Source organism: Saccharopolyspora ipomoeae, from assembly GCF_029952525.1.
Lineage (GTDB): Bacteria > Actinomycetota > Actinomycetes > Mycobacteriales > Pseudonocardiaceae > Saccharopolyspora > Saccharopolyspora ipomoeae.
The window spans coordinates 73,406-98,030 of the sequence record NZ_JASAOF010000018.1 but is presented as its reverse complement, the minus strand read 5'-3'; the positions used below and the strand labels follow the sequence as shown (position 1 = coordinate 98,030).

The window sequence follows — 24,625 nt, the reverse complement described above, 5'->3', positions numbered from 1 at the left end:
AAGCTTCGTTGTGCCAGCGGGTGTCAGAGGATGCGTGAGTCGTACCGCCCCGGGGCGTACTGCTCCAGGGCCGTCCGCAGCCGGCGGGCCTCCTGCCGCCGGGCGATGAACCCGCCGGTCGCTCCGATCGGGTAGACCCGACCGCCGCCGTGGTAGCGCCGCACCCGGAGCCACAGCGCCGAGCTGGGCGCCGAACCGTCGGCCAGCCACAGCGCCAGCGCCGTCGACTTGCCGCGACCGACCACGCCGACCCGAGAGATCTGACTCCACGGGTACTCGCGGGTCAGCCCGAACCGGTGCACCACGACGCCGTCGCCGTTGACCTTCAACCGCAGGCTCGGCGCCAGCATCCGCCCCACCGACCAGATCGCGCCGAACACCAGCAGCCCGGCGCCGAGCAGGAACAGCGGTTCCCGGTCGACGCTGACGCGCTCGGCGAGGTAGGCGACGCCGACCAGCAGCGCCGCGAAGAACGCCGCCCAGATGCCGGCGGACACCCGCCCGGCGGTGCGGAACTCGGGGCCGGGCCCGTCCCGGCGCACCTGGACGACCTGCGCCTGGGTGGCGCGCTTCTGCGGCGCCGCGGGCGTGATCGGCTGCCGCATCGGCGAAGCCGGAGCCGCCGCGACGGGCGCGGCAGGAGCGGCTGAGGGCGGGGCCGGAGCGGACGGGGCGGGTGCGGACTGGGTGTAGGTCCGGGTCTGCTGCTTCGGCGGGTTCGGCGGCGCGGGCGGTGCCGGGGGAGCGTCCGGTGCCTGCGCGGTGCGCTGCAGCTCGGTGGCGTGCTGGGCGATCACCGCGGTGATGGGTTGCGGCAGCCAACCGCTGCCCTGCGGGCTGGTCTCACCGATCCGGTCCAGCATCTGCGTCGGGGTCGGCCGGTCCGCCGGGTCCTTGGCCAGGCACTCCGCCAGCAGCGGCCGGAGTCCGTCGGGCACCTTCTCCAGGTCGGGCTCGGCGTGGGCGACCTTGTACAGCAGCGAAGCCGTGCTCTCCTCGCCGAACGGCCCGCAGCCGGTCGCGGCGAACACCAGCACCGCGCCCAGCGAGAACACGTCGCTGGCGGGTCCCACGTCGCCGCCGAGCGTCTGCTCGGGCGAGAAGAACCCCGGCGTCCCGAGGAAGATGCCGGTGGCGGTCAGCGAATGCCCGGTCATGGCGCGGGAGATGCCGAAGTCGATGACGCGCGGCCCGTCCGGCCCCAGCAGGACGTTGGCGGGCTTGAGGTCGCGGTGCACCAGCTCGGCGTTGTGGATGGCCACCAGCGCCTCGGCCAGCCCCGCGCCCAGGCTGCGCACGGTGGCCTCGGGCAGCGCCCCGTGGTCGGCGACCGCCTGGTGCAGCGTCGGCCCCGGGACGTACTCGGTGGCCAGCCACGGCTGCTCGGCGTCCGGGTCGGCGTTGACGACCGCGGCGGTCCAGAACCCGCCGACCGCGTGCGCGGCGTCGGCCTCGCGGCGGAACCGCTCGCGGAACTCGGGGTCCTCGGCGAGGTCGGCGCGGATGACCTTGACCGCGACCACGCGACCGCCGCGCGAGCGGCCGAGGTAGACCCCGCCCATCGCGCCGCGGCCCAGCCGCGCCAGCAGCCGGTAGTCGCCGACCGCGGTCGGATCACTGGCGAGCAACGGCTGCACGGCGTCTTCGCCCCCTAGATCATCGATGTCGCATTCGCGCTGTCCCCGACCGAAAGCTTACGTACCCACCGCATCCCTGTCCGGGAGTCGTCCGGATTCCGCGGCTCGCGCCGCTCCGGTAATCGGTTACTTGGCTTCGTTCCAGCCCTTTCACGATGAGCTGCGCTGTGGGTATGATCCGGCGCACCGTGACCTGGAGCACGATCAACGACGATCGAGGGAGGCACGCCGTGACAGCCAGCGGACGACGCCCGGCGGTGGCGCTGCGCGGCGTCGGCAAGCGGTTCCCCGGGGTGGTCGCCGTCGACGGGGTGACGCTGGAGATCGAACCCGGCGAGGTGCACGTCTTCGCAGGTGAGAACGGTGCCGGCAAGTCCACGCTGATGAAGCTGATCGCCCAGGTCGAGCCGCCCACCAGCGGTCGCGTCGAACTGGACGGTGAACCGGTCGTCCACCAGGGGCCGGGTGCGGCGCGGCGGCTCGGGGTGTCCATGGTGCACCAGGAGTTCGCCCTCGCCCCGGACCTGTCGGTAGCTGAAAACCTCTTCATCGGGCACGAACCCGGCCGCAGCGGCTGGATCTCCCGCGCGGCCGAGCGCCGCGACGCGCGGGAGCTGCTCGCCCGCGTCGGCCTGGACGTCGACCCGGGGCGGCGGGTGTCGCTGCTGTCCACAGCGGAGCAGCAGCGGGTCGAACTCGCCAAAGCCCTGGCGGTGCGGGCGAAAGTGCTCATCCTCGACGAGCCGACGGCCAGCCTCACCGAACGCGAGACCGAGGAGCTGTTCGGCATCGTCCGCGAGCTCACCGGGCAGGGCATCGCCGTCCTCTACATCTCGCACCGGCTCGACGAGATCTTCGAGATCGGCGATCGGGTGACCGTGATGCGCGACGGTGCGGTCGTGGAGACCGCGCCGGTCGACGGCCTGGACGAGGCGCGGCTGGTGCAGCTCATGGTCGGCCGCGACGTCGCCAACCTCTACCCGCGCACCCACCGGGCGCCCGGCGAGGTGCGGCTGGAGGTCGACGGGCTCAGCCGCGGCGAGCGGGTGCGCGACGTGTCCTTCCAGGTCCGCGCCGGCGAGATCGTGGGACTGGCCGGGTTGGTCGGTGCGGGCCGAACCGAGTTGGCGCGCGCGGTCTTCGGCGCCGAACCACCCGATCGCGGAACGATCACAGTGGACGGTCGCGCGCTGCGCATCCGCGGCCCGGCCGACGCCATCGCGGCCGGCATCGGCTACCTCACCGAGAGCCGCAAGGAAGACGGTCTGGCGCTGCAGCTGGGCGTGGACAAGAACATCACGATGGCCAAGCTGCCGATGCTGCGCTTCGGGCTCATCGACCTGAAGGCGGAGCGGGACATCGCCGAGCGCGAGCGGGAGTCGCTGCGCATCCGGGTCCCGCGCGTCGGGCGGCAGGCGCAGACCCTCTCCGGCGGCAACCAGCAGAAGGTCGTGCTGGCGCGCTGGCTGGAGACCGGTGCCGACGTGCTGTTCTTCGACGAACCCGGCCGGGGCATGGACGTCGGCGCCAAGTCGGAGATGTTCCAGCAGCTGGATTTCCTGGCGGAGCAGGGGAAAGCGGTCGTGCTGATCTCCAGCTACCTGCCGGAGCTGCTGAACATGTGCGACCGGATCCTGGTGATGCGCGGCGGCCGCATCACCGGGGAGGTGCAGCGGACGGAGTTCTCCGAGGAACGCGTGGTCGCGCTCGCGACCGGAGCGAAGGGCAACCATGACTGAGCAGACCAAGGCACCGTCCACAGGGGACCGCGGGCTGCTGGGCGGCCTGGGCGACCGGCTCTCCGGAGCGGTCTCGCAGGTCGCGGCGGCGGGCGCGCTGATCGTCGTGTTCATCGTCCTGTCGATCGTCGCGCCGTCGTTCCTCACCGCCGACAACCTGTTCAACCTCGGGTCGCAGACCTCGGTGAACGCGGTGATGGCGGTGGGCGTGACGCTGGTGATCATCACCGGCGGCATCGACCTGTCGGTGGGATCGGTTGCCGCGCTGTCCGGGGTGATCGGCGTGCTGCTGATGGCCGAGTACGGGTTCAACCCGCTGCTGGGCATCGTCGGCGGGCTGGTCGTCGGCGCGCTGGCCGGGCTGGTCAACGGGCTGCTGGTGTCGGTGGTGGGGCTGCCGCCGTTCATCGCCACGCTCGGGATGCTCAGCGTGGGCCGGGGTCTGGTGCTCATCGCCACCGGCGCGGTCGCGGTGTTCGGCGCGCCGGACTCGTTCCGGCTGCTGGGGCAGGGCGTCATCGGCATCCTGCCGATCCCGATCGCGCTGATCATCCTGGTGGCCGTGCTCGGGTACGTGGTGCTCACCCGCACCCGGCTGGGCCGCTACGCCTACGTGATGGGCTCGAACATGGAAGCCGCGCGGCTGTCCGGCGTCCCGGTCAAGCGCTACATCACGTCGGTGTACGTGCTCTCGGGCGCGCTGGCCGGACTCGGCGGCATGATCGCGGCGTCGCGGATCAACTCGGGTCAGCCGAACTTCGGCGAGGGCCTGGAGCTGGACGTGATCGCGGCGGTCGTCATCGGCGGCGCCAGCCTCATGGGCGGGCGCGGGACCGTGCTGGGCTCGCTGATCGGGGCCTTCCTGGTCGCGGTCATCCGCAACGGCGCGGTGCAGCTCAACATCGGCACCTTCTACCAGAACGTGCTGATCGGCGTGATCATCTGGCTGGCGGTCTGGTGGGACCTGTACCAGCGCCGCAAGCTCGGCGGCGACGCCGGATAGCCCTGTTTTCGCGATGAGCAAAGGAGCTCTGCGGTGAAGAAGGTTCTGACGGCAACGTGCGTGCTGCTGACGCTCGCCGCCACCGGCTGCAGCGTCGGGGTGCGCGAGCAGACCGGCGGCGGTGGGCAGGACGGCGGTCCGATCAAGATCGCGGTGGTGCCCAAGGCGATCGGCTTCGACTTCTGGGAGAAGGTCCGCGTCGGCGCCGAGTGCGCCGGGTCCAAGCAGCAGGGCGTCGAGCTGCACTGGGACGGCGTGAGCGCGGAGAGCGACGTCAGCGGCCAGCAGAGCCTCCTGCAGGACATGCTCGCTCAGGGGGACGTGAAGGGTCTGGTGTACGCGGCCACCGACGCCAAGGCGCTGTCCGACGTCACCAAGACGGCGCAGGGGCAGGGGACCACGGTGGTCAACATGGACTCCGGGACGACCCCGCAACCGCCGGACGTGCCGGTGTTCGCCACCAACAACGTCGCCGCCGCCGAGCAGGGCACCGACGAGCTGGCCAAGCAGCTGGGCGGGCAGGGCAAGGTGGCCTTCATCGAGTTCCAGGCCGGGACCAGCACCAACGAGACGCGCGGCCAGGGCTTCAAGAACGGGCTGGCCAAGCACCCGGGGCTGCAGCTGGTGGCGCAGCAGTCCAGCGACAGCGACTACAACAAGGCGCTGCAGGTCACCCAGGACATCCTGACGGCGAACCCGGACCTCAACGGCATCTACGCGGCCAACGAGCCCAGCGTGCTCGGCGCGGCCGAGGCGGTCCGGCAGTCGGGCAAGGCCGGCCAGGTCAAGATCATCGGCTGGGACACCTCGGAGGGCCAGATCCAGTCCCTCCGCGACGGCGTGATCACCGGCCTCATCGCCCAGAACCCCTTCAAGATGGGCTACGCGGCGGTCAACACCGCCGTCTCCAAGATCCGGGGCTCCGCCGAGCAGGCCCCGGCCACCGACACCGGCGCCACCCTCATCACCAAGGACAACCTCGACTCCCCGGAGATCCAGAAGATCCTGAACCCCACTTGCGAGAACCCACCCCAGTAACCGACCCCAAGATCCACACCGCGTCAAGAACCCCGGTTTTCGCGCGACGAGAACCGGGGTTTTCGCGCGACGAACGCAGCGGTCTTCGACCGGGTGAACGGTGTGATCCAGCTGCGGGGGTGGTCGGGGTGTGTTGTCGTGGGACTTGAGGGGGTTTCGCGAACCGAGTTCGTGTGTCGTTGCGTGCCTGACCACGACATCGGGGGGTTCCGTGTTCGGTGGGCATCGGTGTTCGACACGTCCGCCGCGCCGGTGCGCGGTGGAGGTGGCCGGTGTCGTCGTGGGGGTGCTGGTGAGCGGGTGCTCGCCGCCGGCGGTGGCGACGTGGGAGGGGCACGACCAGGAGCAGGTCAGCACCTACGAGGCCGTCAACCGGCCGACCGGGGCCGTGGCCGCCGCGATCAACGCGGTCGACCAGCTGTCCGAGGCTCGGGGGAACTCCCTGGGCGTCGCCGTGCTGGACCGCTCGACCGGCGAGCTGTCCTGGGGGCGCGACGGGGCGCGGCAGATGTACTCGGCGTCGCTGTCGAAGGTCGTCGTGGCGGTCGAACTGCTCGAACGGGGAGACGTCACCCCGCAGGACCGGGAGCTGATGCGGCGCGCGCTCGGTCCCAGCGACGACGAGGCCATGAACGCCCTCTGGGACCGCCACGGCGGCAGCTCGCTCATCGCCGACGCCGCCGAGCGGATGCGCCTCCAGCAGACCCGGCCGCCCGCCGACCCGGGGCGCTGGGGCGACACCCTCACCTCGGCCCGCGACATCGCCGCGGTCTTCCAGCACCTGCTCGGCCGGATGCCGTCGGCCGACCGCGATTTCGTCCTGGCCGCGCTGCACGCGGCACCGGAGCGGGCGGCCGACGGGGTCAACCAGAAGTTCGGTCTGATGGCGGTGCGCGCCGAAGCGGTCAAGTCCGGCTGGATGTGCTGCCAGCTCGGCAAGGTCTGGGTGCACAGCGCGGGCGTCGTCGACCCCGACCGCCGGCGCTACGTCGTCGCCCTGCTCAGCGACCAGCCCAGCTCGGTCGGCTACGGCGAGGCCATCGCCGACATCACCGAGGCCGCCCGCACCGCGCTCAGTCCGCTGCGCTGACCGGGTTCCGCTGCGTGAGCAGCCCGGCGGTCAGGATCAGCGCCATCAGCACGCCCAGCAGCAGCACCGTCAGCGCGATGCCGAACGTGTGCGCCAGCAGCGCCGTGCCCACCAGCAGCACCGAGCCGACCACCGAGATCAGCATGGCGCTCCGGCCCGCGTCGGCGTATCCGGTGTGCAGCAGGCCGATCAGCAGCAGGTACACCACCAGCGGCACGGCCAGGGTCAATGCGGCCGAGACCTCGCCGATGTGCGCCTTGTGCGCGTGGGAGTCGATGGCGACCTCCAGCCCGGCCCCCACCGCCGCGACCGAGGCGAACACGAAGATGTGGCTGTACCCCCAGGTCAGAGCGGTCTTGACGCTCTCGCGCAGGTGCTGCACGGCGGAGTGCTTGAAGTAGATCCACCACATCGCGAAGATCAGCAGCAGGCCGCCGACGCCGATCTGCAGCAGTCCGGCCGACCAGCCGCCGTCGGCCACGTCCTCCTGCATCGCCGCGGTCACGCCCAGCACGACCTCGCCCAGCGAGATGATCGTGAACAGGCCGTAGCGCTCGGCGATGTGGTGCGGGTGCCAGTTGGTCTGCGAGCGGCGCTCGGCGATCGCGGGCACCGCGAGCTCGGCGGCGACCAGCACCACGAAGCCGATCTCGCCGTAGGGGTGCGGCAGGAGCAGGCGCAGGAGCCAGCCGACCTGCACGATCGCGATGCCGCCCGCGTAGCGCAGCGTGCAGCCGCGGTTCTCCGGGTGTTCGGCGGCGGCGCGCAGCCACTGCGCGATCATCGCCACCCGCATCACCACGTAGCCGAAGGTGACGATCCGGAAGTCGTAGTCGTGGAACGTCGCGGGCACCCCGGCGGCCAGCACCAGCACGCCGCCCATCTGCAGCAGCGTCAGCAGCCGGTAGGGCACGTCGTCGGTGTCGTAGGCCGACGCGAACCAGGTGAAGTTCATCCACGCCCACCAGATGGCGAAGAAGACCATCAGGTAGCCGAGGGCGGTGGGCGCGAAGTGCCCTTCGGAGAGCCCGTGGTGCAGCTGCACGGCGGCCTGGCCGACCGCGGCCACGAAGCACAGGTCGAACAGCAGCTCCAGCGGAGTCGCCGCGCGGTGACGTTCCTCCGGATCGCGCGCGACCATCCGGCCCCGCAGCGGCGGCAGATTGTTGCTCATGGTGGCGGAGTATGACAGCACGTCGCTTCGATCAGCGTTCACGCAGGTGGGGGAGTTGCGGGAACGAAATGATCGTCCACTGTGCATGACCGGAGCGCATGCGCCCGGACACGGACAGTGCGGTAGCCTCGGGGGTGCAAGGGGGTCAGGGTCGGACAGTCGGGGGACGACCGGGAGCCGGGTCCGCACGCCAGGACCCGGCTCTCCGTGCGTTTCGCCCCGGTGCGCGGTGCCCCGGTGTGCCTTCGAGCACGGTTGATCGGTCCCGTTCGGCGGTTTTTGGCATGATCCGACGCGGATAGCGTCATGAACGGCAGTGCGGCCGGGACCGGAAGGAACTGTGTGGTGACCAAGATCGAACGCCTGGGAGTCGTCGGTGGCGGGCAGATGGGCGGGGGCATCGCCGAGGTCGGCGCCCGCGCGGGTCTGGACGTGATCGTCCGCGAGATCGATGACGACGCCGCCCGGGCCGCTCGCTCTCGGCTGTGGAAGTCGCTCAACCGCGCGGTCCAGAAGGGCAAGATGACCGAGGCCGAGCGCGACGCCACGCAGGAGCGCCTGCACTTCACCACCACGCTCGCCGACCTCGACGACCGCGACATGGTGATCGAGGCGATCGCCGAGGACGAAGGTCTCAAGCTCAAGCTGTTCGCCGAGCTGGACGAGCTGCTCACCGACCCGGACGCGATCCTGGCCTCGAACACCTCGTCCATCCCGATCGCCAAGCTCGCCGGCGCCACCAAGCGCCCCGACAAGGTCATCGGCGTGCACTTCTTCAACCCGGTGCCGGTGCTCAACCTCGTGGAGCTGGTCCCGTCGCTGCTCACCAGCGAGGAGACCGTCGAGCGCGCCGGTGCCTTCGCCACCGAGCAGCTCGGCAAGGAGACCATCCGCGCCGAGGACCGCTCCGGCTTCATCGTCAACGCGCTGCTGGTGCCCTACCTGCTCTCGGCGATCCGGATGTTCGAGGACGGCCACGCCAGCGCCGAGGACATCGACAACGGCATGGTGCAGGGCTGCGCCCACCCGATGGGCCCGCTACGGCTCTCGGACATGGTCGGCCTCGACACCCTCAAGGCCATCGCCGACTCGATGTACGAGGAGTACGCCGAGCCCACCTACGCCGCCCCGCCGCTGCTCAAGCGCATGGTCGACGCCGGGCTCAAGGGCAAGAAGAGCGGCCAGGGCTTCTACAGCTACGAGTGAACCAGTGGTCGTCTTGCTCGGCGGTGCGGGTAGCGGAACCTGACACGCCTTCTGGACTCCGTGCGCCACTCCTGATGTATGCCAATACACGGCGTCGCGGCGCACTCGCCAGAAGACGTGTCAGAACCCGCGGCGGTGCGGGCTGAGTCCCACACCTCAAACACCGGCTACCGCCGGGCCTGCTCCTGCTCGCCGATGGTGCCGCGCAGCGCGTCGACGGCGTGGTCGCGGTGCGCGGCGAGCAGGTGGATCAGGTCGTCCGAGCGGCGGTCGTGGGCCGCGGAGATGATGGCCTCGTGCTCGCGGCGCACGCGTTCGCGGTTGGTGCCCGAGTTGTAGTAGACCGCGCGGTAGGCGTCGGTGGCGTCCCACAGCGTGCGCACGACGCGCAGCAGGCGCGGCATGCCGGCGGGTTCCAGCAGCGCGAAGTGGAAGCGGCGGTTGGCCGCGATCATCGCCACCAGGTCGCCGTCCTCGGCGGCCTTCTCCACGTCCTGACCGGCGTCGGTGATGCGCGTCAGGTCGGCGTCGGTGAGCTGCTCGGCGGCCACCCGCACCGCCTCGGCCTCCAGCAGCTCGCGCATCCGGTAGACCTCCAGCAGATCCGCCAGCGACAGCTCGGCCACCGAGTACCCGCGGTGCGGCTGGTAGACGACCTGTCCCTCCGCTTCGAGGGTCTTGAGGGCCTCGCGCAGCGGCACGCGGCTGACGCCCAGGCCCGCTGCGATGGTGTCCTGGCGGATCGGCTGCCCCGGCGTGAGATCGCCGGACACGATGGATCTGCGCAGCTCATCGAGGACGAAGGCCTGCGTCGTGGGTGGTCTGCGCATCGGGAGCTCCAACCTCGGGTGCGGACACGCGGGCGGCGAGTTCGGGTTGACCGCGTCTCGAGCAACTGTATATTGGATCCACATTTCCGGACGCGCAAGCCGTCGGAGAGGTGGGGGCATGGAAACGCTGCCGTTGGACGGCGTGCTCGTCGCGGACTTCAGCCGGGTCCTGGCCGGGCCCTACGCGACGATGCTGCTGGCCGACCTCGGAGCCACCGTGATCAAGGTCGAGCGGCCCGGCACCGGCGACGACACGCGCTCCTGGGGTCCACCGTGGACGGACAACGGGTCCGCCTACTTCGAGTCGGTCAACCGGAGCAAGCGCAGCGTCGCCCTCGACCTGTCCGACCCCGACGACCGCGAGGCCGCGCGCGAACTCGTGCGGCGGTCCGACGTGCTGGTGGAGAACTTCAAGGTCGGCTCGCTCGCGCGGTACGGCCTGGACTTCGACTCCGCCCACGAGCTCAACCCCGGGCTGATCTACACCTCCATCTCGGGCTTCGGCTCCGCCGAGGGCGCCGAGCTGCCCGGCTACGACTTCGTGGTGCAGGCCCTGGGCGGGCTGATGAGCATCACCGGCGAGCCCGAGCGACCACCGGTGAAGGTCGGCGTCGCCGTCGTCGACGTGCTCACCGGCAAGGACGCGGCGCTGGGCATCATGGCCGCGCTGCGCCACCGCGAGCGGACCGGGCTGGGGCAGCACGTCGAGGTCAACCTCATGTCGAGCCTGCTGGGGTCGTTGGCCAACCAGATGTCGAGCCTGCTCACCACCGGCATCGCGCCGCAGCGGATGGGCAACCGGCACCCGAGCATCGCGCCGTACGAGACGCTGCGCTGCGAAGACGCGTTCCTGGCCGTCGCGGTCGGCAACGACGCGCAGTTCCGCAAGCTCTGCGAGGGGCTGGGGCTCGTGTCGATGCCCGACGAGCCCGAGTTCGCCACCAACGCCCAGCGCGTCGCCCACCGCGAGGAGATGGTGCGGCGGCTGGAGAACGTGCTCGGTGCCCGGCCGGCCGCCGACTGGCAGCGGCGGCTGCAGGGCTTGGGCATCGCGTGCGGGCAGGTCAACGACCTGTCGGGGGCGGTGCACTACGCCGAGTCGCTGGGCCTGCGGCCGATGGTCGACCCGGGCGGCGGCGCGGCGATGCAGGTGCGGATGCCCATCGACTTCTCCGGCCACGGCAGCGCCGAGGTGGCCCCGCCGCCGCTGCTGGGCCAGCACGACAAGGAGGTCCTCGCGTGGCTGCAGGACCCCGAGCGACCGCTTCCCCCGATCTCGTCCAGGAAGGACTCGCAATGAGCACCGGTGGTTCCCGACCGAAGTTCGACCCGCACGACCCGCTGGGCATCGACGCCGAGTTCACCCCGGAGCAGCTGGCGATCCGCGACAGCGTCCGGGCGCTGTGCCGCGACCACGTTCAGCCGCACGTCGCCGAGTGGTACGAGAACGGCGAGTTCCCGCAGGCGCGCGAACTCGCCCGGGAGCTCGGCAAGCTCGGCGTGCTGGGCATGCACCTGGAGGGCTACGGCTGCGCCGGTCTGTCCGCTGTGGACTACGGGATCGCCTGCGAGGAGCTGGAGGCCTGCGACTCCGGGCTGCGCTCGCTGGTGTCGGTGCAGGGATCGCTGGCGATGTTCGCGATCTGGCGCTGGGGTTCGGAGGAGCACAAGCAGCGCTGGCTGCCGCAGATGGCCGCGGGCGAGGCGATCGGCTGCTTCGGCCTGACCGAGCCCGACCACGGCTCCGATCCCTCGTCGATGCGCACCGCTGCGCGCCGCGACGGCTCCGACTGGATCCTCAACGGCCGCAAGATGTGGATCACCAACGGCAGCATCGCCTCGGTGGCCGTGGTGTGGGCGCAGACCGATGAGGGCGTGCGCGGTTTCGTGGTGCCGACCGACACCCCGGGTTTCTCGGCGCCGGAGATCAAGCGCAAGCTGTCGCTGCGCGCCTCGGTGACCGCCGAGCTGGTGCTCGACGACGTCCGGCTGCCCGGCGACGCCGTGCTTCCCGAGGTCACCGGCCTGCGCGGGCCGCTGTCCTGCCTCAACGAGGCCCGCTACGGCATCGTGTGGGGTTCGGTCGGCGCCGGGCGCAGCTGCCTGGAGGCGGCGCTGGACTACGCGACCACCCGGGAGCAGTTCGGCCGCCCGATCGGCGGGTTCCAGCTCACCCAGTCCAAGCTCGCCGACATGGCGGTGCGGGTGCAGAACGGCAGGCTGCTGGCGCTGCACCTGGGCAAGCGCAAGGACGCCGGTCAGCTGAGCCCGCAGCAGGTCAGCTTCGGCAAGCTCGACAACGTCCGCGGCGCCCTGGAGGTCGCGCGCACCGCGCGGACGATCCTCGGAGCCAACGGGATCTCGCTGGAGTACCCGGTGATCCGGCACATGACGAACCTGGAGTCGGTGCTGACCTACGAGGGCACCAGCGAGATGCACGCGCTGACCATCGGCCAGGCGATGACCGGGATTCCCGCGTTCCGGGGATGACGGGTTCGTCACCTTAGCCTTGCTAAGGATTGTCCGGCGTCGGAGGCTGACAGGACCTGGACTAGGGGGTCGTGATGTCAGCCGTGGTGGTCGGGCAGCGCAGCGTCGGGATTCCGCGGGTGCTCTCGTCGGTGGCCGCGGTGGTGACCGTCGGCGTCTTCCCGGTGTTCCTGGTCGGCGGGCTCGGCGTGCAGCTCCAGCAGGACCTGCGCTTCGGCGCCGCGCTGCTGGGCGTGGGCGCGGCCGGGTTCTTCGGGGTCGCTTCGGTGTCCTCGCGCGGCATGGGCTGGGTGGTGGAGCGCATCGGCGCCCGGCTCGGCATGCGCATCGGTGCGCTGGGCAGCTCGGTGTGCCTGTTCGGGTTGGCGGCCGCGCCGAACGCGGTGTGGCTGATGGGCCTGCTGTGGCTGGCGGGCCTGCCCAACTCGCTGGCCCAGCCCGCCTCGAACCTGCTGATCGCGCAAGGGATTCCGGCGCACCACCGGGGCATGGGGTTCGGGGTCAAGCAGTCCTCGATCCCGGTCGCCACGTTGCTGGCCGGTGTGGCCGTGCCGACCATCGCGCTCACCGTCGGCTGGCGCTGGGTGTTCCTGATCGGCGGCGTGGTCGGGCTGGTCGCGGCCGCGGCGGTGCCCGCGCTGCCGCAGGCCGAGCGCTCGGCGGCCACCCGTCCGGGCGGGGGCGGTGCGGGCGCGAACTTCACGGCGCTGCTGCTCATCGCGATCGCCGGGGGATTGGGATCGGCGGCGGCCAACGCGCTGGGCGCGTTCGTCACCACCACGGCGGTCGAGGTGGGATTCAGCCCGTGGGCGGCCGGACTCGTGCTGTCGGTGGGGTCGGCCGTGGGCCTGACGATCCGCCTGGCGGCGGGCGTGGCCGCCGACCGCCGGAATCCGGACCTGATCCGCGTGATCACGGTGATGCTGCTGATCGGGTCGCTGGGCTTCGGCCTGATGGCGGTGGAGTCGCCTCCGGTGTTCCTCGTCGGCGTGGCCGTCGGCTTCGGCGCGGGCTGGGCGTGGCCGGGACTGCTGAACTTCGCGGTCGCCAAGATCGCCCCGGACCGGGTGGCCAGCGCGACCTCGTTCACCCAGACCGGCATCTACTTCGGCGGCAGCCTCGGCCCGCTGCTGTTCGGTCTCCTCGCCGAGCACGCCGGTCTCGCCGGGGCGTGGCTCGCCGCGGGCGCCTGCGCCATCACCGCGGCGATCCTGCTCCTGTTCGTCCGCCGCTGAGCGGGCTCAGCCCTTGCGGGCGATGCCGCCGTGCACCAGCCGGTAGGGCGACGGGACCGGCGTGCCCGGGTCGGGGCGCCAGTCGGCGAGGCAGGCCGCGCCCGGGGGAACCGGGTCGAGGTCGCCGAAGAACGACTCGATCTCCCGGGTGTCGCGCAGGTGGATCGGGTCGGAGGTCTCCGCGTAGTGCTCGGCGAGCACCCGCGCCGGGGCCGGGTCGTGGCTGTCGGTGACGTGCGAGATCACCAGGTGGCTGCCGGGGGCGAGCACCTCCCGGTAGGTGGCCACCAGCTCCGCCGGCTGGTCGGAGTCGGGGAGGTAGTGCAGCACCGAGGACATCAGCAGGCCGACCGGCTCGTCCAGGTCCAGCAGCGCCCGGACCTCGGGCGAGCACAGGACCGACTTCGGGTCGCGGATGTCGGCGTGGGTGATCGCCGCGTTGATCTCGGCGGCCAGCAGGGGTTTGCTGTGCGCGACGGTGAGCGGTTCGTTGTCCACGTAAACCACCCGGAAGTGGCGCGTGCGTCGGCGTGCCACCTCGTGCACGTGGCCGATGGTCGGGATTCCGGACCCCAGATCGAGGAACTGGCGAACGCCGTGGGCGAGCAGGTATTCGACCGCGCGCCGCAGGAAGGCGCGGTTCTCCCGGTACGTTCCGCCGATGCCCGGCAGCGCCGTCTCCAGTCGCTCCACGATGGAGCGTTCGACGCCGAAGTTGTGGCAGCCGCCCAGGAACGCGTCGTACATCCGGGCCGAGGCGGGACGGTTGATGTCCATCTCCCGGATCGCCGTGCTGCGCGTGTCCATCATCGCTCGTCCTCCCTCTCCGCTGAAATCATACAGTAATCACGTTGTCACGATGAGTGTTCGCAACGATCGGGGGCACTGATCAATGCGCTCTTGTGATGGCCCGTTGCGCATATGACGATGTGCCTGGGCTGCACCAGCCCAGGCGAGTGATCAGCACCCCGACGATGTGGTCCCGGGAGGCAGTCGTGTCCGACGTGCAGGCGGTGGTTTCGACCGGCAAGGGCAGTCCGGTCGAGGTCGTGACGATCAAGGTCCCGGACCCGGGTCCGGGTGAAGCGGTGGTGCGGGTCCAGGCCTGCGGGGTCTGCCACACCGACCTGCACTACCGCGAGGGCGGCATCAGCGACGACTACCCGTTCCTGCTCGGGCACGAGGCCGCCGGCGTCGTCGAGCAGGTCGGCGAGGGCGTCACCGACGTCTCGCCCGGTGACTTCGTGGTGCTCAACTGGCGCGCGGTCTGCGGCGTCTGCCGGGCCTGCAAGCGCGGCCGCCCGCAGTACTGCTTCGACACCCACAACGCCGCCCAGCCGATGACGCTGGCCGACGGCACCCGGCTGGAGCCGGCGCTGGGCATCGGCGCGTTCGCCGAGAAGACCCTGGTCCACGCCGGGCAGTGCACGAAGGTCGATCCTTCGGCGCGAGCCGCGGTGGCGGGCCTTCTGGGCTGCGGGGTGATGGCCGGGATCGGCGCGGCGGTCAACACCGGCGGCGTGGGCCCGGGCGACACGGTCGCGATCCTGGGCTGCGGCGGTGTCGGCGACGGCGCGGTGGTCGGAGCCGCGATGGCCGGGGCGCGGCGCATCATCGCCGTGGACACCGACCCGAAGAAGCTGAGCTGGGCCGAGGGCTTCGGCGCCACCCACACCGTCAACGCCGCGGAGAACGACAGCGTCGAGGCGATCCGCGAGCTCACCGGTGGTTTCGGCGCCGACGTGGTGATCGACGCGGTCGGCCGGGTGGAGACCTTCAAGCAGGCGTTCTACGCTCGCGACCTGGCCGGGACGGTGGTCCTGGTCGGCGTGCCGACCCCGGAGATGACGCTGGACCTGCCGCTGCTGGACGTCTTCGGGCGCGGCGGCGCGATCAAGTCCTCCTGGTACGGCGACTGCCTGCCCGAGCGCGACTTCCCGATGCTCATCGAGCTCTACCAGCAGGGCAGACTGCCGCTGGAGAAGTTCGTGACCGAGGAGATCGCCCTGGACCAGGTGGAGCAGGCGTTCGAGAAGATGCACCGCGGCGAGGTCCTGCGCTCCGTGGTGACCTTCTGAACGAAAACGACCCCGATTTCCCGGTGGTGTGAACAATGACGCTGCGAATCGACCACGCGGTGACGTCCGGAACGTTCTCGCTGGACGGGCAGACCTTCGACGTGGACAACAACGCCTGGGTCGTCGGCGACGACTCGGAGTGCGTGGTGCTCGACGCGCCGCACGACGTGGCCGCGATCCGGGAGCTGGTCGGCGACCGGACGGTCCGCGCCGTGCTGTGCACGCACGCCCACGACGACCACGTGCGCAAGGCGCCGGAGCTGGCCGATGCCGTCGGCGCACCGATCCACCTGCACCCGGACGACCGGGTGCTGTGGGACATGACCCATCCCGACCGGAAGCCGGACCGCGAGCTCGCCGACGGCGAGGTGATCGAGGTCGGCGGCGGTGAGCTGCGGGTGCTGCACACACCGGGCCACGCGCCCGGCGCCGTGTGCTTCCACGTCCCCGGCTTGGGCGTGGTGTTCACCGGCGACACGCTGTTCGCCGGTGGGCCCGGGGCGACCGGGCGGTCCTACTCGGACTTCGGCGTGATCACCGACTCGATCCGGGACCGGCTGCTGCCGCTGCCCCCGGAGACCGAGGTCCGTCCCGGTCACGGTGAGTCGACGACCATCGGCGAGGTGCGCGGTCAGTTCGACGAGTGGGTGGCGCGCGGCCACTGATCAGTCGTCGGTACGAGGTGGGGCGTTCTACACTCACACCTTCGACTGATGAGCTGGGGCCGGACGGCGGGCAAGATCTGGAGCCCGCCGTCCGCAGCGCCGGTCTGGCGGGAGCGGCGTGCTGCGGAGCCGTGACTCCGGTGTTCGCGGCACGCCGAGCGGGCGGTGCCGTGCGCGGTTCCGCGAGCCCCGTTGCAGACAGGCAGGTGCGATGGTCGACCAGGTCGCCGGAAGACTGGTGTTCTCCCGCTCCCGCTCGGGGTTGTGGACCTGGGCGCTGAACCACCGCGTGACGCTCTTCGACGTCTCGTTCGTGCTGGCCGCCTCGGTGCTCTACGTCTTCGACGCGGCGCTGGCCGACCACCCGCCGTCGATCCCGTGGTGGGTGCCGATGGCCATCGGCGGCCCGGCCGGGCTGCTGCTGACCTTGCGCCGCCGCGCGCCGTGGACGGTGCTGTTCCTGCTGACCGCCACGGCGGTCGGGCTGACCGCGTTCCAGCTGAGCATCGGCGCGCTGAACCTGGTCATCCAGGTCGCGCTCTACTCGGTGTGCGTGCGCACGACCCCGTCGATGATGGTGGCGGCCGCGACGCTGGCGATGTGCTACCCGGTCTCCGACGCGATCGCCTACGGGATGGGCCCGCTGATGGGGACGTTGCGGGTGATCGGCGCGGTGGTGAACCTGGTGATCGTGGTGGGCCTGGCCTACGCGGTGCAGATCGGGCGCAGGCGCGCCGAGCAGCTGGAGCGGACCCTGGCGCTGCTCGACGACGCGCGCGATCAGCTCGCCGCCGACGCGGCCTCCATCGAACGCGCCCGCATCGCGCGGGAGTTCCACGACATCGTCTCGCACAACCTGTCGGTGGTGGCGTTGCGCGCGGGCGTGGCGCGGGCGGTGATCGACCGCGACCCCGACCACGCGCGGCAGACCTTGCAGGAGCTGGAGAGCAGTTCGCGCGGGGCGCTGGGGGAGATGCGCGACATGCTCACCGCGCTGCGGGAACGCGATTCCAGCGGCAAGGAGACCATCGACTGGCAGCCCACGCCGACCCTCGACGGGCTGGACGCGCTGGTCGACTCGGTTCGCGGCGGGCAGGTCACCTGGAAGCTGGACCGGCGCGGGCCGGTGCGCGAACTCGGCGCGGGCGTGGAGATGACGGCCTACCGCATCGTCCAGGAGGCGATGACCAACGTCCTCAAGCACGCGGGGTCCGGGCGTGCGCGGGTGCTCGTCGAGTACGCGGCGGCGACGTTGCGGATCGAGGTGACCAACGAGTTGGCCGCGACCGAAGGCGAGGTGCAGCGGCCGGTGTCCCAACAGTCGGGTCACGGGTTGATCGGGCTGAGGGAACGCGTTGCGCTGCTGGGCGGAACTTTGACAGCACATCCGGTCATGAACGGATTTCGGCTCGAGGCCGTGTTACCGTGCCCGGAAAATTCGGACCTGACCTGAGCCGTAAATGTCAGGCCGCCAGGACTAGGAGGCGTCGGTGGGAACTGCGGAGACGACCGTCCTGGTTGCCGATGACCAGGCGATGATCCGCGCCGGGTTGGTCGCGCTGCTGTCCAACGAGCCGGGTCTGCGGGTCCTCGCCGAAGCGTCGGACGGTGATTCGGCGGTGGCGGCGGTGCGCCGCAGGCGCCCGGACGTGGTGCTGCTGGACGTGCGGATGCCCGGCAAGGACGGCATCGCCGCCGCGCAGGAGATCCTCGCCGAGACCGACGGCGCGACGTCGGTGATCATGCTGACGGTGCACGACCTCGACGAGTACGTCTACGGCGCGCTGCGCGCCGGCGCCAGCGGTTTCCTGCTCAAGGACGCCAGTCCCGAGGAGCTGGTCAAGGCCGTGCACACCGTCGCCGCCGGTGAGGCGCTGCTGGCGCCCCGGGTGACCAAGCGGCTGCTCCAGCGCTTCGCCGCGCTGGGCGTGCGCGATGCGCGCAGCGAGCTGTCGGTGCTCACCGAGCGCGAGGTGGACGTGCTGCTGGAGGTCGCGCGCGGCGGTTCCAACGCCGAGATCGCCCGCAACCTCGGGCTGGCCGAGCTGACGGTGAAATCGCACCTGTACCACGTGATGCAGAAGCTGCAGATCTCCTCGCGCACGCAGCTGGTGATCCTCGCCTACGAGACGGGCCTGGTCTGCCCGGGCCAGGACAACGCGCGGCCCCCGAGCCAGGTCTCGGTCTGAGCTCACCGGCGTGTCTAATGGGGACATGCACGGCTCGGAACAGCACGAACTCAAGGTCGGACTCGTCGGCTACGGCTCGGGCGGGAAGATCTTCCACGCGCCGCTGATCGCCGCTCACCCGCGGTTGCGGCTGGACGCGGTGGTCACCGCGAACCCGGAGCGCCAGGCGCAGGTGCGCGCGGACCTGCCGGGAGCCGAGCCGGTGGCCGACCTCGACGCGCTGTTCGCCCGCGAGCCGGATCTGGTGGTCATCACCACGCCGAACCGCACGCACGCCGAGCTGGCCAGGACCGCGCTGGACGCGGGCGTGCCGGTGGTGGTGGACAAGCCGTTCACACCGACCGCGCAGGAGGGTCGCGAGCTCGTCGAGCACGCGCGCGAGCGGGGGCTGCTACTGACCGTGTTCCAGAACCGCCGGTGGGACAGCGACTTCCGCACGGTCCGCAAGGTGCTGGAAAGCGGCGAGCTGGGGCGGGTCCACCGGTTCGAGTCGCGCTTCGACCGCTGGGCGCCGCAGCCGAAGCCGACCTGGCGCGACTCCGGCGGTGCCGAGGACGTGGCCGGGCTGCTCTACGACCTGGGCAGCCACCTCATCGACCAGGCGCTGCAGCTGTTCGGTCCGGTCGCCTCGGTCTACGCCGAGATCGACTGCCGGAGGCCGGGGGTGCGCGCCGACGACGACTCGTTCGTCTCGCTGACCCACGTCAACGGCGTTCGCTCGCACCTGTGGATGAGCAAGCTCGCGGCAGTCCCGGGGCCGCGACTGCGCCTGCTCGGCGACCGGGGCACGTTCACCAAGCACGGCACCGATCCGCAGGAAGCCGACCTCCGCGAGGGCAAGCGCCCGGTCGACGACGCGTGGGGCCGCGAAGCCGAGGACATCTGGGGCGAGCTCGGCGACGGCGACACCACCCGCACGATCCCCAGCGAGCCGGGCGCCTACCAGTCCTTCTACGACGGAGTCGCCGACTCCCTGCTCACGGGCGCCCCGGCCCCGGTGGACCCCACCGACGCCATCACCGCCCTCGACATCATCACCGCAGCCCGGCGCTCCGCCGAGAACCACACGGTCGAGACCCTCATCTGACCCCGCGCACCCCGGACCGGGATGCCGCTGCCCGTTGCCGACGTCCGTTGGCAACGGGCAGTTTTAGCCATAATCACCCATGATCAATGTCCGTTTTGCCCGGACAATTATGGCTAAAACTGTCCCCTGGTGAGCGAGGAACCCTCCGCCGAGCAGTGCTCAGCGGTCGTAGCGCCCTGCTTTGAGGGTGGTGAGGAAGGCGGCCCACTGGGCGGGGGCGGTGGTGAGGTGGGCTGCGTGGGGGTTCTTGCTGTCGCGGATGCCGACGGCGGTCGAGGTGATTGCGACCTCGACGCATTGCCCGGCATCGGCGCTGTACGAGCTCTTTCGCCACGTCGCGTTCGATAAGTCGCTCACTCGCGTCTCCGTGCTGATAGCGGCGGTTATTCCCTGGCTATCGTACGCACGAGCGAAAGAGACTCCCGCTCTGGCAGCGCGGCGGAACGGACTCTGTCGAACCGGTTGTGCAATGTGGTGACGTCGTCGACATCCTCGATCACGTGACCACCTAGCGGACCTTCCAGGTAGCCGACGTCGGGGTCCGTCTGTTCGGCGAAGGTCAGCAGGGTGAATCCGCTGGGCATGCTTGCGTGCGCCCCGGCGTTGAACGGGAGCACTTGGAAGATCACGTTCGGCAACTGCGCGTGCTTGATGAGCTGGTCGAGCTGTTCCTGCATGACTTCCGGGCCGCCCACTCGGCGACGCAGGGCTCCTTCGCTGATGACCACGCGAAGTTCGAGGGGCGATTCCTCGGTGAGGCGGCGCTGCCGGGCAAGTCTGGCTGACACCCGTTTGTCGACTTCATCTGGTTTGGTCAAGCCGCCCGAGCTGTGGATTTCGCGGGCGTAGGACTCCGTTTGGAGCAGGCCGGGGATGAGCTCGACCTCGAAGTTGCAGACCATCGCGGCGTCGGTCTCGAGGCCGACGTAGGGCTTGAACCACTCCGGGAGCTTGTAGGTGCTCCACCAGCCGCGTTTCGACCCCTCGCGGCGGGTCTCCTCCAGCTGCGAGCGCGTGTCCGCGGCTGCGCCGTACTTGTCCAGCAGTGCTGCGAGCTCCACCTTCTTCATGGTGGAGGTGCCGCGCTCCCAGTTGCGGATGGTCTGGGCGGTGCAGCCGAAGAACTCCGCGACGTCGGCGGTCGTCAATCCGGCGGCGTGACGGAGTTCTGCGAGGTGAGCGCCGAGTCGACGGCGCCGCGCGGTGGGTCCGAGCGTCATGTCGAAGACCCTAGCGATGTTCTTCCAGCCAGAAGATCACCCAAACGAGCAATTCTCAAATCTTTGGCAAAAGATTTAACTTCAACCCACTCGGTTTCTCGGAGATCTGGAGGTTGGGATGACGACGTTGCGGGCGAATCGGCACTACTGGCTGCCGGTTCCGAACGAGGGCACGAGCGCGGGAACGCGCCACGCCTTCCGCGGGCCGCGCTGGGAGGGGCGGCGGCAGGAGCGGACGGTGTGCGGGAAGGAGGTCGGCATGGCGCAGCCGTCGGAGATGGACTGGATCCTGTTCCCCACCTGCGCGGACTGCTTCGGGGTTCTCAAGGGGGAGGGGTAGTCGCTCGTCGTCACCCCGAGTTGCGGGTTGGGGCTGGGGGACCACGCTGAGTGCGTGGGTCGACGTTGCAGGGGGTCGGGATGAGCAGTGACGTGGAGGTCGCCGAGGTGGGTTGGACGATGACGCCTGCGGTGAGCGAGCACCTGGACCCGCAGGAGCTCGACGGGCTGCACCTGTGGTGGCGGGCCGCGAACTTCTTGTCAGCGGGCCAGATCTACCTGATGGACAACCCGCTGCTGCGGGAACCGCTGCGGGCCGAGCACATCAAACCGCGGCTGCTCGGGCACTGGGGGACCACGCCCGGGCTGAACTTCATCTACGCCCACCTCAACCGCGCGATCCGGGTGCGCGACCTGGCCATGATGTACGTGATCGGCCCCGGGCACGGCGGCCCCGGCCTGGTCGCGGCGTCGTGGCTGGAAGGCACCTACAGCGAGATCTACCCGGACGTCGCCCAGGACAACGAGGGCCTCAAGCGGCTGGTCACCCAGTTCTCCTTCCCCGGCGGCATTCCCAGCCACGTCGCGCCGGAGACGCCCGGCTCGATCCACGAGGGCGGCGAGCTCGGCTACTCGCTGTCGCACGCGTTCGGGGCGGTGTTCGACAACCCCGACCTGATCGTGCCGTGCATCATCGGCGACGGCGAGGCCGAGACGGGTCCGCTGGCCACGAGCTGGCACGGCAACAAGTTCCTCAACCCCACCACCGACGGGGCGGTGCTGCCGATCCTGCACCTCAACGGGTACAAGATCGCCAACCCGGCGGTGCTGGCGCGCATCCCCGACGAGGAACTGCTCAGCATGCTGCGCGGTTTCGGCTACGAGCCCTACCTCGTCGCCGGTGACGAACCGGCGCCGATGCACCACCTGTTTGCCGCGACGCTGGACCGCTGCCTCGACGAGATCGCCGCGATCCAGCGCCGCGCCCGGCGCGACGGATCCGGGCAGCGGCCGCGCTGGCCGATGATCGTGCTGCGCACCCCGAAGGGCTGGACGGGACCCGACACCGTCGACGGCAAGTACGTCGCCGGGACCTGGCGCGCCCACCAGGTGCCGATCACCGATCCGCGCGGCAACCCGGAACACCTGTGGCAGCTGGAATCCTGGATGCGCAGCTACGAACCCGGAGACCTGTTCGAGTCCTCGGGCGCCCCGGTGCGCGCGATCCGCGACCACAACCCGGTCGGGGATCGGCGGATGAGCGCCAGCCCGCACGCCAACGGCGGGCACCTGCTGCGGGCGCTGCGGCTGCCCGAGTTCCGGGACTACGGCGTGGAGGTCGATGAGCCCGGCGCCGCCACCGGAGAGGCGACCCGCGTGCTCGGGCGGTTCCTCCGCGACGTGATGCGGTTGAACGACACCGAGCACAACTTCCGCATCTTCTCCCCGGACGAGAACAACTCCAACCGGCTGGGCGCGATCCTCGACGTCACCTCCCGCACCTGGGAAGCGGAGATCCTGCCCGGAGACGACTCGCTGGCGCGCGACGGACGCGTGATGGAGGTCCTCTCCGAGCACACCTGCCAGGGCTGGCTGGAGGGGTACCTGCTCACCGGCAGGCACGGGTTCTTCTCCTGCTACGAGGCCTTCGCGCACATCGTGGACTCGATGGTCAACCAGCACGCCAAGTGGCTCAAGGTCACCGGCGGACTGGCCTGGCGGCAGCCGATCGCCTCGCTGAACTACCTGCTCACGTCGCACGTGTGGCGGCAGGACCACAACGGTTTCTCGCACCAGGACCCGGGTTTCATCGATCACGTGGTGAACAAGAAGGCCGAGGTGGTGCGCGTCTACCTGCCGCCGGACGCCAACACGCTGCTGTCGGTGGTCGACCACTGCCTGCGCAGCCGCGACTACATCAACGTGGTGGTCGCCGGCAAGCAGCCCGCGCCGCAGTACCTGGACGTCGAATCGGCGGTGGTGCACTGCACGAAGGGAATCGGGATCTGGGACTGGGCCTCCAGCGACGCCGACGGCGACCCGGACGTGGTGATGGGCTGCGCGGGCGACGTGCCCACGATGGAGACCCTCGCCGCGGTGGACCTGCTGCTGCGGGAGTTCCCGGACCTGCGGATCCGCGTGGTCAACGTGGTCGACCTGATGCGGCTGCAGGACGAGCGCGAGCACCCGCACGGCCTGTCCGACGCCGAGTTCGACAGCCTGTTCACCCGCGACCGCCCGGTGATCTTCAACTACCACGGCTACCCGTGGCTGATCCACCGGCTGACCTACCGCCGCCACAACCACGAGAACATGCACGTGCGCGGTTACAAGGAGGAAGGCACCACGACCACGCCGTTCGACATGTGCGTGCTCAACCAGATCGACCGGTTCAACCTGGCCATCGACGTCATCGACCGGGTCCCCCGGCTCGGCCCGCGCGCCGCGTACGCGCGAGAGGCGTTGAAGACCAAGCTGATCGAGCACCGGCACTACGTGTCCACGCACGGCGAGGACATGCCGGAGATCCGGGAGTGGGTGTGGCCGGGCCGGTGAGGGTGCTGACGGTCAACGCCGGTTCCAGCAGCCTCAAGCTGGGCCTGCTCGACGGCGACGAGCTCGTCGACGAGCACCACGCCGAGCGCTGGGACGGTGAACCCGAGCCCATCGCGGAGTTCCTCGACACCCACGGCGCCGAGGTCATCGGACACCGGGTGGTGCACGGTGGCGCCCGCGTCACCGAGGCGACGGTGGTCGACGACGAGGTGCAGGCGTACCTGGAGTCGCTGGCGGAGCTGGCGCCGCTGCACCAGCCGCGCGCCGTCGCGGGGATCCGGGTGGCGCGGCGGGTCGCGCCGGAGGTGCCGTCGGTGGTGTGCGTCGACACCGCGTTCCACGCCCGGCTGCCCACCGCCGCCGCGACCTACGCGCTGCCGCGCGAGTGGAACGAGCGGTACGGCCTGCGGCGCTACGGTTTTCACGGTCTGTCGCACGCCTACGCGGTGCGTCGCGGGGCGGAGCTGACCGGGCTGGAACCCGGGCGCGGGAAGGTGCTGAGCTGTCACCTGGGGGCCGGTGCGTCGATGGCGGCGGTGCTCGACGGCCGCTGCGTCGACACCACGATGGGGTTCACGCCGGAGGAGGGCCTGGTGATGAACACCCGCAGCGGCAGCGTCGATCCGGGCCTCCTCGGCTGGCTCATCGACGCGAGAGGTGTTGCGCCGCAGGAGGTCTTCGAGGCGCTGGCGACTCGGTCCGGGATCGCCGGGCTGTCCGGGGGATCGGGCGACCTGCGCGACGTGCTGGACGCGCGGGAGAACGGGGACCACGACGCCGCAACGGCTTTCGACGTCTACCGGCACAGCCTGGTGCGGCACGCCGGGGCGATGCTGGCGGTGCTCGGCGGGCTGGATCTGCTGGTGTTCACCGGCGGCATCGGCGAGCACCAGCCGCCGGTGCGCGCGGCGGTCGGCTCGGCGCTGGTGTTCGCCGGGGCGGCGATCGACCCGGCGCGCAACATCCACGCCGAGGAGGGGGAGATCAGCGCCGCCGGGGCCGGAGCGCGCAGCGTGGTGGTGCGGGCGCGGGAGGACCTGGAAATCGCGCGGCAATCGCGCGTCGCGGTCGCCGTGCGCGGGTGAGGTCTGACCTTCACCCGTCCGTGT

Annotated in this window: 22 protein-coding genes; 16 read left to right on the top strand and 6 right to left on the bottom strand. The window is 70.7% G+C overall.

Annotated features, from left to right (window positions below; genetic code table 11):
* Positions 1 to 23: 23 nt before the first annotated feature.
* Entirely contained in the window at positions 24 to 1,637 is a 1,614-nt protein-coding gene (locus QFW96_RS22915) for a serine/threonine-protein kinase (protein WP_281457767.1), read from the bottom strand.
* 230 nt (positions 1,638 to 1,867) lie between these two features.
* On the opposite strand from QFW96_RS22915, the gene QFW96_RS22910 reads away from it, so the two are divergent.
* The 4 genes from QFW96_RS22910 (at position 1,868) to QFW96_RS22895 (ending at position 6,507) form a co-directional block, all read left to right on the top strand.
* Positions 1,868 to 3,376 (top strand): sugar ABC transporter ATP-binding protein, encoded by a 1,509-nt coding sequence (locus tag QFW96_RS22910; RefSeq protein ID WP_281457766.1) that lies wholly within the window; start codon positions 1,868 to 1,870, stop codon positions 3,374 to 3,376.
* Positions 3,369 to 4,379 (top strand): ABC transporter permease, encoded by a 1,011-nt coding sequence (locus tag QFW96_RS22905; protein ID WP_093416417.1) that lies wholly within the window; start codon positions 3,369 to 3,371, stop codon positions 4,377 to 4,379. The genes QFW96_RS22910 and QFW96_RS22905 overlap by 8 nt, the downstream gene beginning before the upstream one ends.
* A 33-nt stretch (positions 4,380 to 4,412) precedes the next feature.
* A complete protein-coding gene (locus QFW96_RS22900; RefSeq protein WP_281457765.1) occupies positions 4,413 to 5,417 on the top strand; it encodes a sugar ABC transporter substrate-binding protein in 1,005 nt (334 codons plus the stop codon).
* A gap of 265 nt (positions 5,418 to 5,682) precedes the next feature.
* The gene (locus QFW96_RS22895; RefSeq protein ID WP_281457764.1) at positions 5,683 to 6,507 is read left to right on the top strand and encodes a serine hydrolase; all 825 of its coding nucleotides are present in this window, start codon (positions 5,683 to 5,685) and stop codon (positions 6,505 to 6,507) included.
* Here QFW96_RS22895 and QFW96_RS22890 read toward each other — a convergent pair.
* Positions 6,491 to 7,681 carry a low temperature requirement protein A gene (locus tag QFW96_RS22890; protein WP_281457763.1) on the bottom strand — a complete coding sequence of 397 codons (1,191 nt, stop codon included), beginning with the start codon at positions 7,679 to 7,681 and terminating at the stop codon, positions 6,491 to 6,493. The genes QFW96_RS22895 and QFW96_RS22890 overlap by 17 nt on opposite strands.
* Before the next feature lie 345 nt (positions 7,682 to 8,026).
* Here QFW96_RS22890 and QFW96_RS22885 point away from each other — a divergent pair, with 345 nt between their 5' ends.
* Positions 8,027 to 8,887 carry a 3-hydroxybutyryl-CoA dehydrogenase gene (locus tag QFW96_RS22885; RefSeq protein ID WP_281457762.1) on the top strand — a complete coding sequence of 287 codons (861 nt, stop codon included), beginning with the start codon at positions 8,027 to 8,029 and terminating at the stop codon, positions 8,885 to 8,887.
* A gap of 167 nt (positions 8,888 to 9,054) precedes the next feature.
* Here the strand turns inward: QFW96_RS22885 and QFW96_RS22880 are convergent, their stop codons facing one another.
* Complete coding sequence (locus QFW96_RS22880; protein WP_281457761.1) at positions 9,055 to 9,717, bottom strand: GntR family transcriptional regulator; 663 nt, start codon at positions 9,715 to 9,717, stop codon at positions 9,055 to 9,057.
* Positions 9,718 to 9,835: 118 nt separating this feature from the next.
* On the opposite strand from QFW96_RS22880, the gene QFW96_RS22875 reads away from it, so the two are divergent.
* The 3 genes from QFW96_RS22875 to QFW96_RS22865 all read left to right on the top strand — a co-directional run bounded on the left by QFW96_RS22875 (position 9,836) and on the right by QFW96_RS22865 (position 13,442).
* Positions 9,836 to 11,017, top strand: a complete 1,182-nt coding sequence (locus QFW96_RS22875; RefSeq protein WP_281457760.1) for a CaiB/BaiF CoA transferase family protein — start codon at positions 9,836 to 9,838, stop codon at positions 11,015 to 11,017.
* Entirely contained in the window at positions 11,014 to 12,207 is a 1,194-nt protein-coding gene (locus tag QFW96_RS22870; protein ID WP_281457759.1) for an acyl-CoA dehydrogenase family protein, read from the top strand. Before QFW96_RS22875 ends, QFW96_RS22870 begins: the two co-directional genes overlap by 4 nt.
* A gap of 74 nt (positions 12,208 to 12,281) precedes the next feature.
* Complete coding sequence (locus QFW96_RS22865) at positions 12,282 to 13,442, top strand: MFS transporter (protein WP_281457758.1); 1,161 nt, start codon at positions 12,282 to 12,284, stop codon at positions 13,440 to 13,442.
* 6 nt (positions 13,443 to 13,448) lie between these two features.
* On the opposite strand, the gene QFW96_RS22860 is transcribed toward QFW96_RS22865, so the two are convergent.
* Entirely contained in the window at positions 13,449 to 14,252 is an 804-nt protein-coding gene (locus QFW96_RS22860; RefSeq protein WP_281457757.1) for an SAM-dependent methyltransferase, read from the bottom strand.
* 185 nt (positions 14,253 to 14,437) lie between these two features.
* Between QFW96_RS22860 and QFW96_RS22855 the strand changes: the two genes are divergently transcribed.
* The 5 genes from QFW96_RS22855 (at position 14,438) to QFW96_RS22835 (ending at position 19,461) form a co-directional block, all read left to right on the top strand.
* Positions 14,438 to 15,520: an S-(hydroxymethyl)mycothiol dehydrogenase gene (locus QFW96_RS22855; protein WP_425442002.1), complete on the top strand. Its 1,083-nt coding sequence runs from the start codon at positions 14,438 to 14,440 to the stop codon at positions 15,518 to 15,520.
* A gap of 35 nt (positions 15,521 to 15,555) precedes the next feature.
* A complete protein-coding gene (locus QFW96_RS22850; protein ID WP_281457756.1) occupies positions 15,556 to 16,185 on the top strand; it encodes an MBL fold metallo-hydrolase in 630 nt (209 codons plus the stop codon).
* A 211-nt stretch (positions 16,186 to 16,396) separates the two neighbouring features.
* Positions 16,397 to 17,638 carry a sensor histidine kinase gene (locus QFW96_RS22845; protein WP_281457755.1) on the top strand — a complete coding sequence of 414 codons (1,242 nt, stop codon included), beginning with the start codon at positions 16,397 to 16,399 and terminating at the stop codon, positions 17,636 to 17,638.
* A gap of 37 nt (positions 17,639 to 17,675) precedes the next feature.
* A complete protein-coding gene (locus tag QFW96_RS22840; RefSeq protein ID WP_093416391.1) occupies positions 17,676 to 18,374 on the top strand; it encodes a response regulator in 699 nt (232 codons plus the stop codon).
* Positions 18,375 to 18,399: 25 nt separating this feature from the next.
* Complete coding sequence (locus tag QFW96_RS22835) at positions 18,400 to 19,461, top strand: Gfo/Idh/MocA family protein (protein WP_281457754.1); 1,062 nt, start codon at positions 18,400 to 18,402, stop codon at positions 19,459 to 19,461.
* A gap of 159 nt (positions 19,462 to 19,620) precedes the next feature.
* On the opposite strand, the gene QFW96_RS22830 is transcribed toward QFW96_RS22835, so the two are convergent.
* Positions 19,621 to 19,818, bottom strand: a complete 198-nt coding sequence (locus QFW96_RS22830; protein ID WP_281457753.1) for a DUF397 domain-containing protein — start codon at positions 19,816 to 19,818, stop codon at positions 19,621 to 19,623.
* 26 nt (positions 19,819 to 19,844) lie between these two features.
* A complete protein-coding gene (locus QFW96_RS22825) occupies positions 19,845 to 20,681 on the bottom strand; it encodes a helix-turn-helix domain-containing protein (RefSeq protein ID WP_281457752.1) in 837 nt (278 codons plus the stop codon).
* A gap of 118 nt (positions 20,682 to 20,799) precedes the next feature.
* Here QFW96_RS22825 and QFW96_RS22820 point away from each other — a divergent pair, with 118 nt between their 5' ends.
* The 3 genes from QFW96_RS22820 to QFW96_RS22810 all read left to right on the top strand — a co-directional run bounded on the left by QFW96_RS22820 (position 20,800) and on the right by QFW96_RS22810 (position 24,601).
* Positions 20,800 to 21,021 (top strand): hypothetical protein, encoded by a 222-nt coding sequence (locus QFW96_RS22820; protein ID WP_281457751.1) that lies wholly within the window; start codon positions 20,800 to 20,802, stop codon positions 21,019 to 21,021.
* Between the two features lie 119 nt (positions 21,022 to 21,140).
* Positions 21,141 to 23,516 carry a phosphoketolase family protein gene (locus QFW96_RS22815; RefSeq protein WP_281457808.1) on the top strand — a complete coding sequence of 792 codons (2,376 nt, stop codon included), beginning with the start codon at positions 21,141 to 21,143 and terminating at the stop codon, positions 23,514 to 23,516.
* Positions 23,501 to 24,601 carry an acetate/propionate family kinase gene (locus QFW96_RS22810; protein ID WP_281457750.1) on the top strand — a complete coding sequence of 367 codons (1,101 nt, stop codon included), beginning with the start codon at positions 23,501 to 23,503 and terminating at the stop codon, positions 24,599 to 24,601. The genes QFW96_RS22815 and QFW96_RS22810 overlap by 16 nt, the downstream gene beginning before the upstream one ends.
* The last annotated feature ends 24 nt before the right edge of the window (positions 24,602 to 24,625 follow it).

What these genes read in the sequence shown, in the direction of transcription:
- QFW96_RS22905 (WP_093416417.1), top strand. Translation starts at nt 3,369, where the DNA reads ATGACTGAGCAGACCAAGGCACCGTCCACAGGGGACCGCGGGCTGCTG.
- QFW96_RS22890 (WP_281457763.1), bottom strand. Translation starts at nt 7,681, where the DNA reads ATGAGCAACAATCTGCCGCCGCTGCGGGGCCGGATGGTCGCGCGCGAT.
- QFW96_RS22880 (WP_281457761.1), bottom strand. Translation starts at nt 9,717, where the DNA reads ATGCGCAGACCACCCACGACGCAGGCCTTCGTCCTCGATGAGCTGCGC.
- QFW96_RS22875 (WP_281457760.1), top strand. Translation starts at nt 9,836, where the DNA reads ATGGAAACGCTGCCGTTGGACGGCGTGCTCGTCGCGGACTTCAGCCGG.
- QFW96_RS22870 (WP_281457759.1), top strand. Translation starts at nt 11,014, where the DNA reads ATGAGCACCGGTGGTTCCCGACCGAAGTTCGACCCGCACGACCCGCTG.
- QFW96_RS22865 (WP_281457758.1), top strand. Translation starts at nt 12,282, where the DNA reads ATGTCAGCCGTGGTGGTCGGGCAGCGCAGCGTCGGGATTCCGCGGGTG.
- QFW96_RS22860 (WP_281457757.1), bottom strand. Translation starts at nt 14,252, where the DNA reads ATGATGGACACGCGCAGCACGGCGATCCGGGAGATGGACATCAACCGT.
- QFW96_RS22850 (WP_281457756.1), top strand. Translation starts at nt 15,556, where the DNA reads ATGACGCTGCGAATCGACCACGCGGTGACGTCCGGAACGTTCTCGCTG.
- QFW96_RS22845 (WP_281457755.1), top strand. Translation starts at nt 16,397, where the DNA reads ATGGTCGACCAGGTCGCCGGAAGACTGGTGTTCTCCCGCTCCCGCTCG.
- QFW96_RS22835 (WP_281457754.1), top strand. Translation starts at nt 18,400, where the DNA reads ATGCACGGCTCGGAACAGCACGAACTCAAGGTCGGACTCGTCGGCTAC.
- QFW96_RS22825 (WP_281457752.1), bottom strand. Translation starts at nt 20,681, where the DNA reads ATGACGCTCGGACCCACCGCGCGGCGCCGTCGACTCGGCGCTCACCTC.
- QFW96_RS22820 (WP_281457751.1), top strand. Translation starts at nt 20,800, where the DNA reads ATGACGACGTTGCGGGCGAATCGGCACTACTGGCTGCCGGTTCCGAAC.
- QFW96_RS22815 (WP_281457808.1), top strand. Translation starts at nt 21,141, where the DNA reads ATGACGCCTGCGGTGAGCGAGCACCTGGACCCGCAGGAGCTCGACGGG.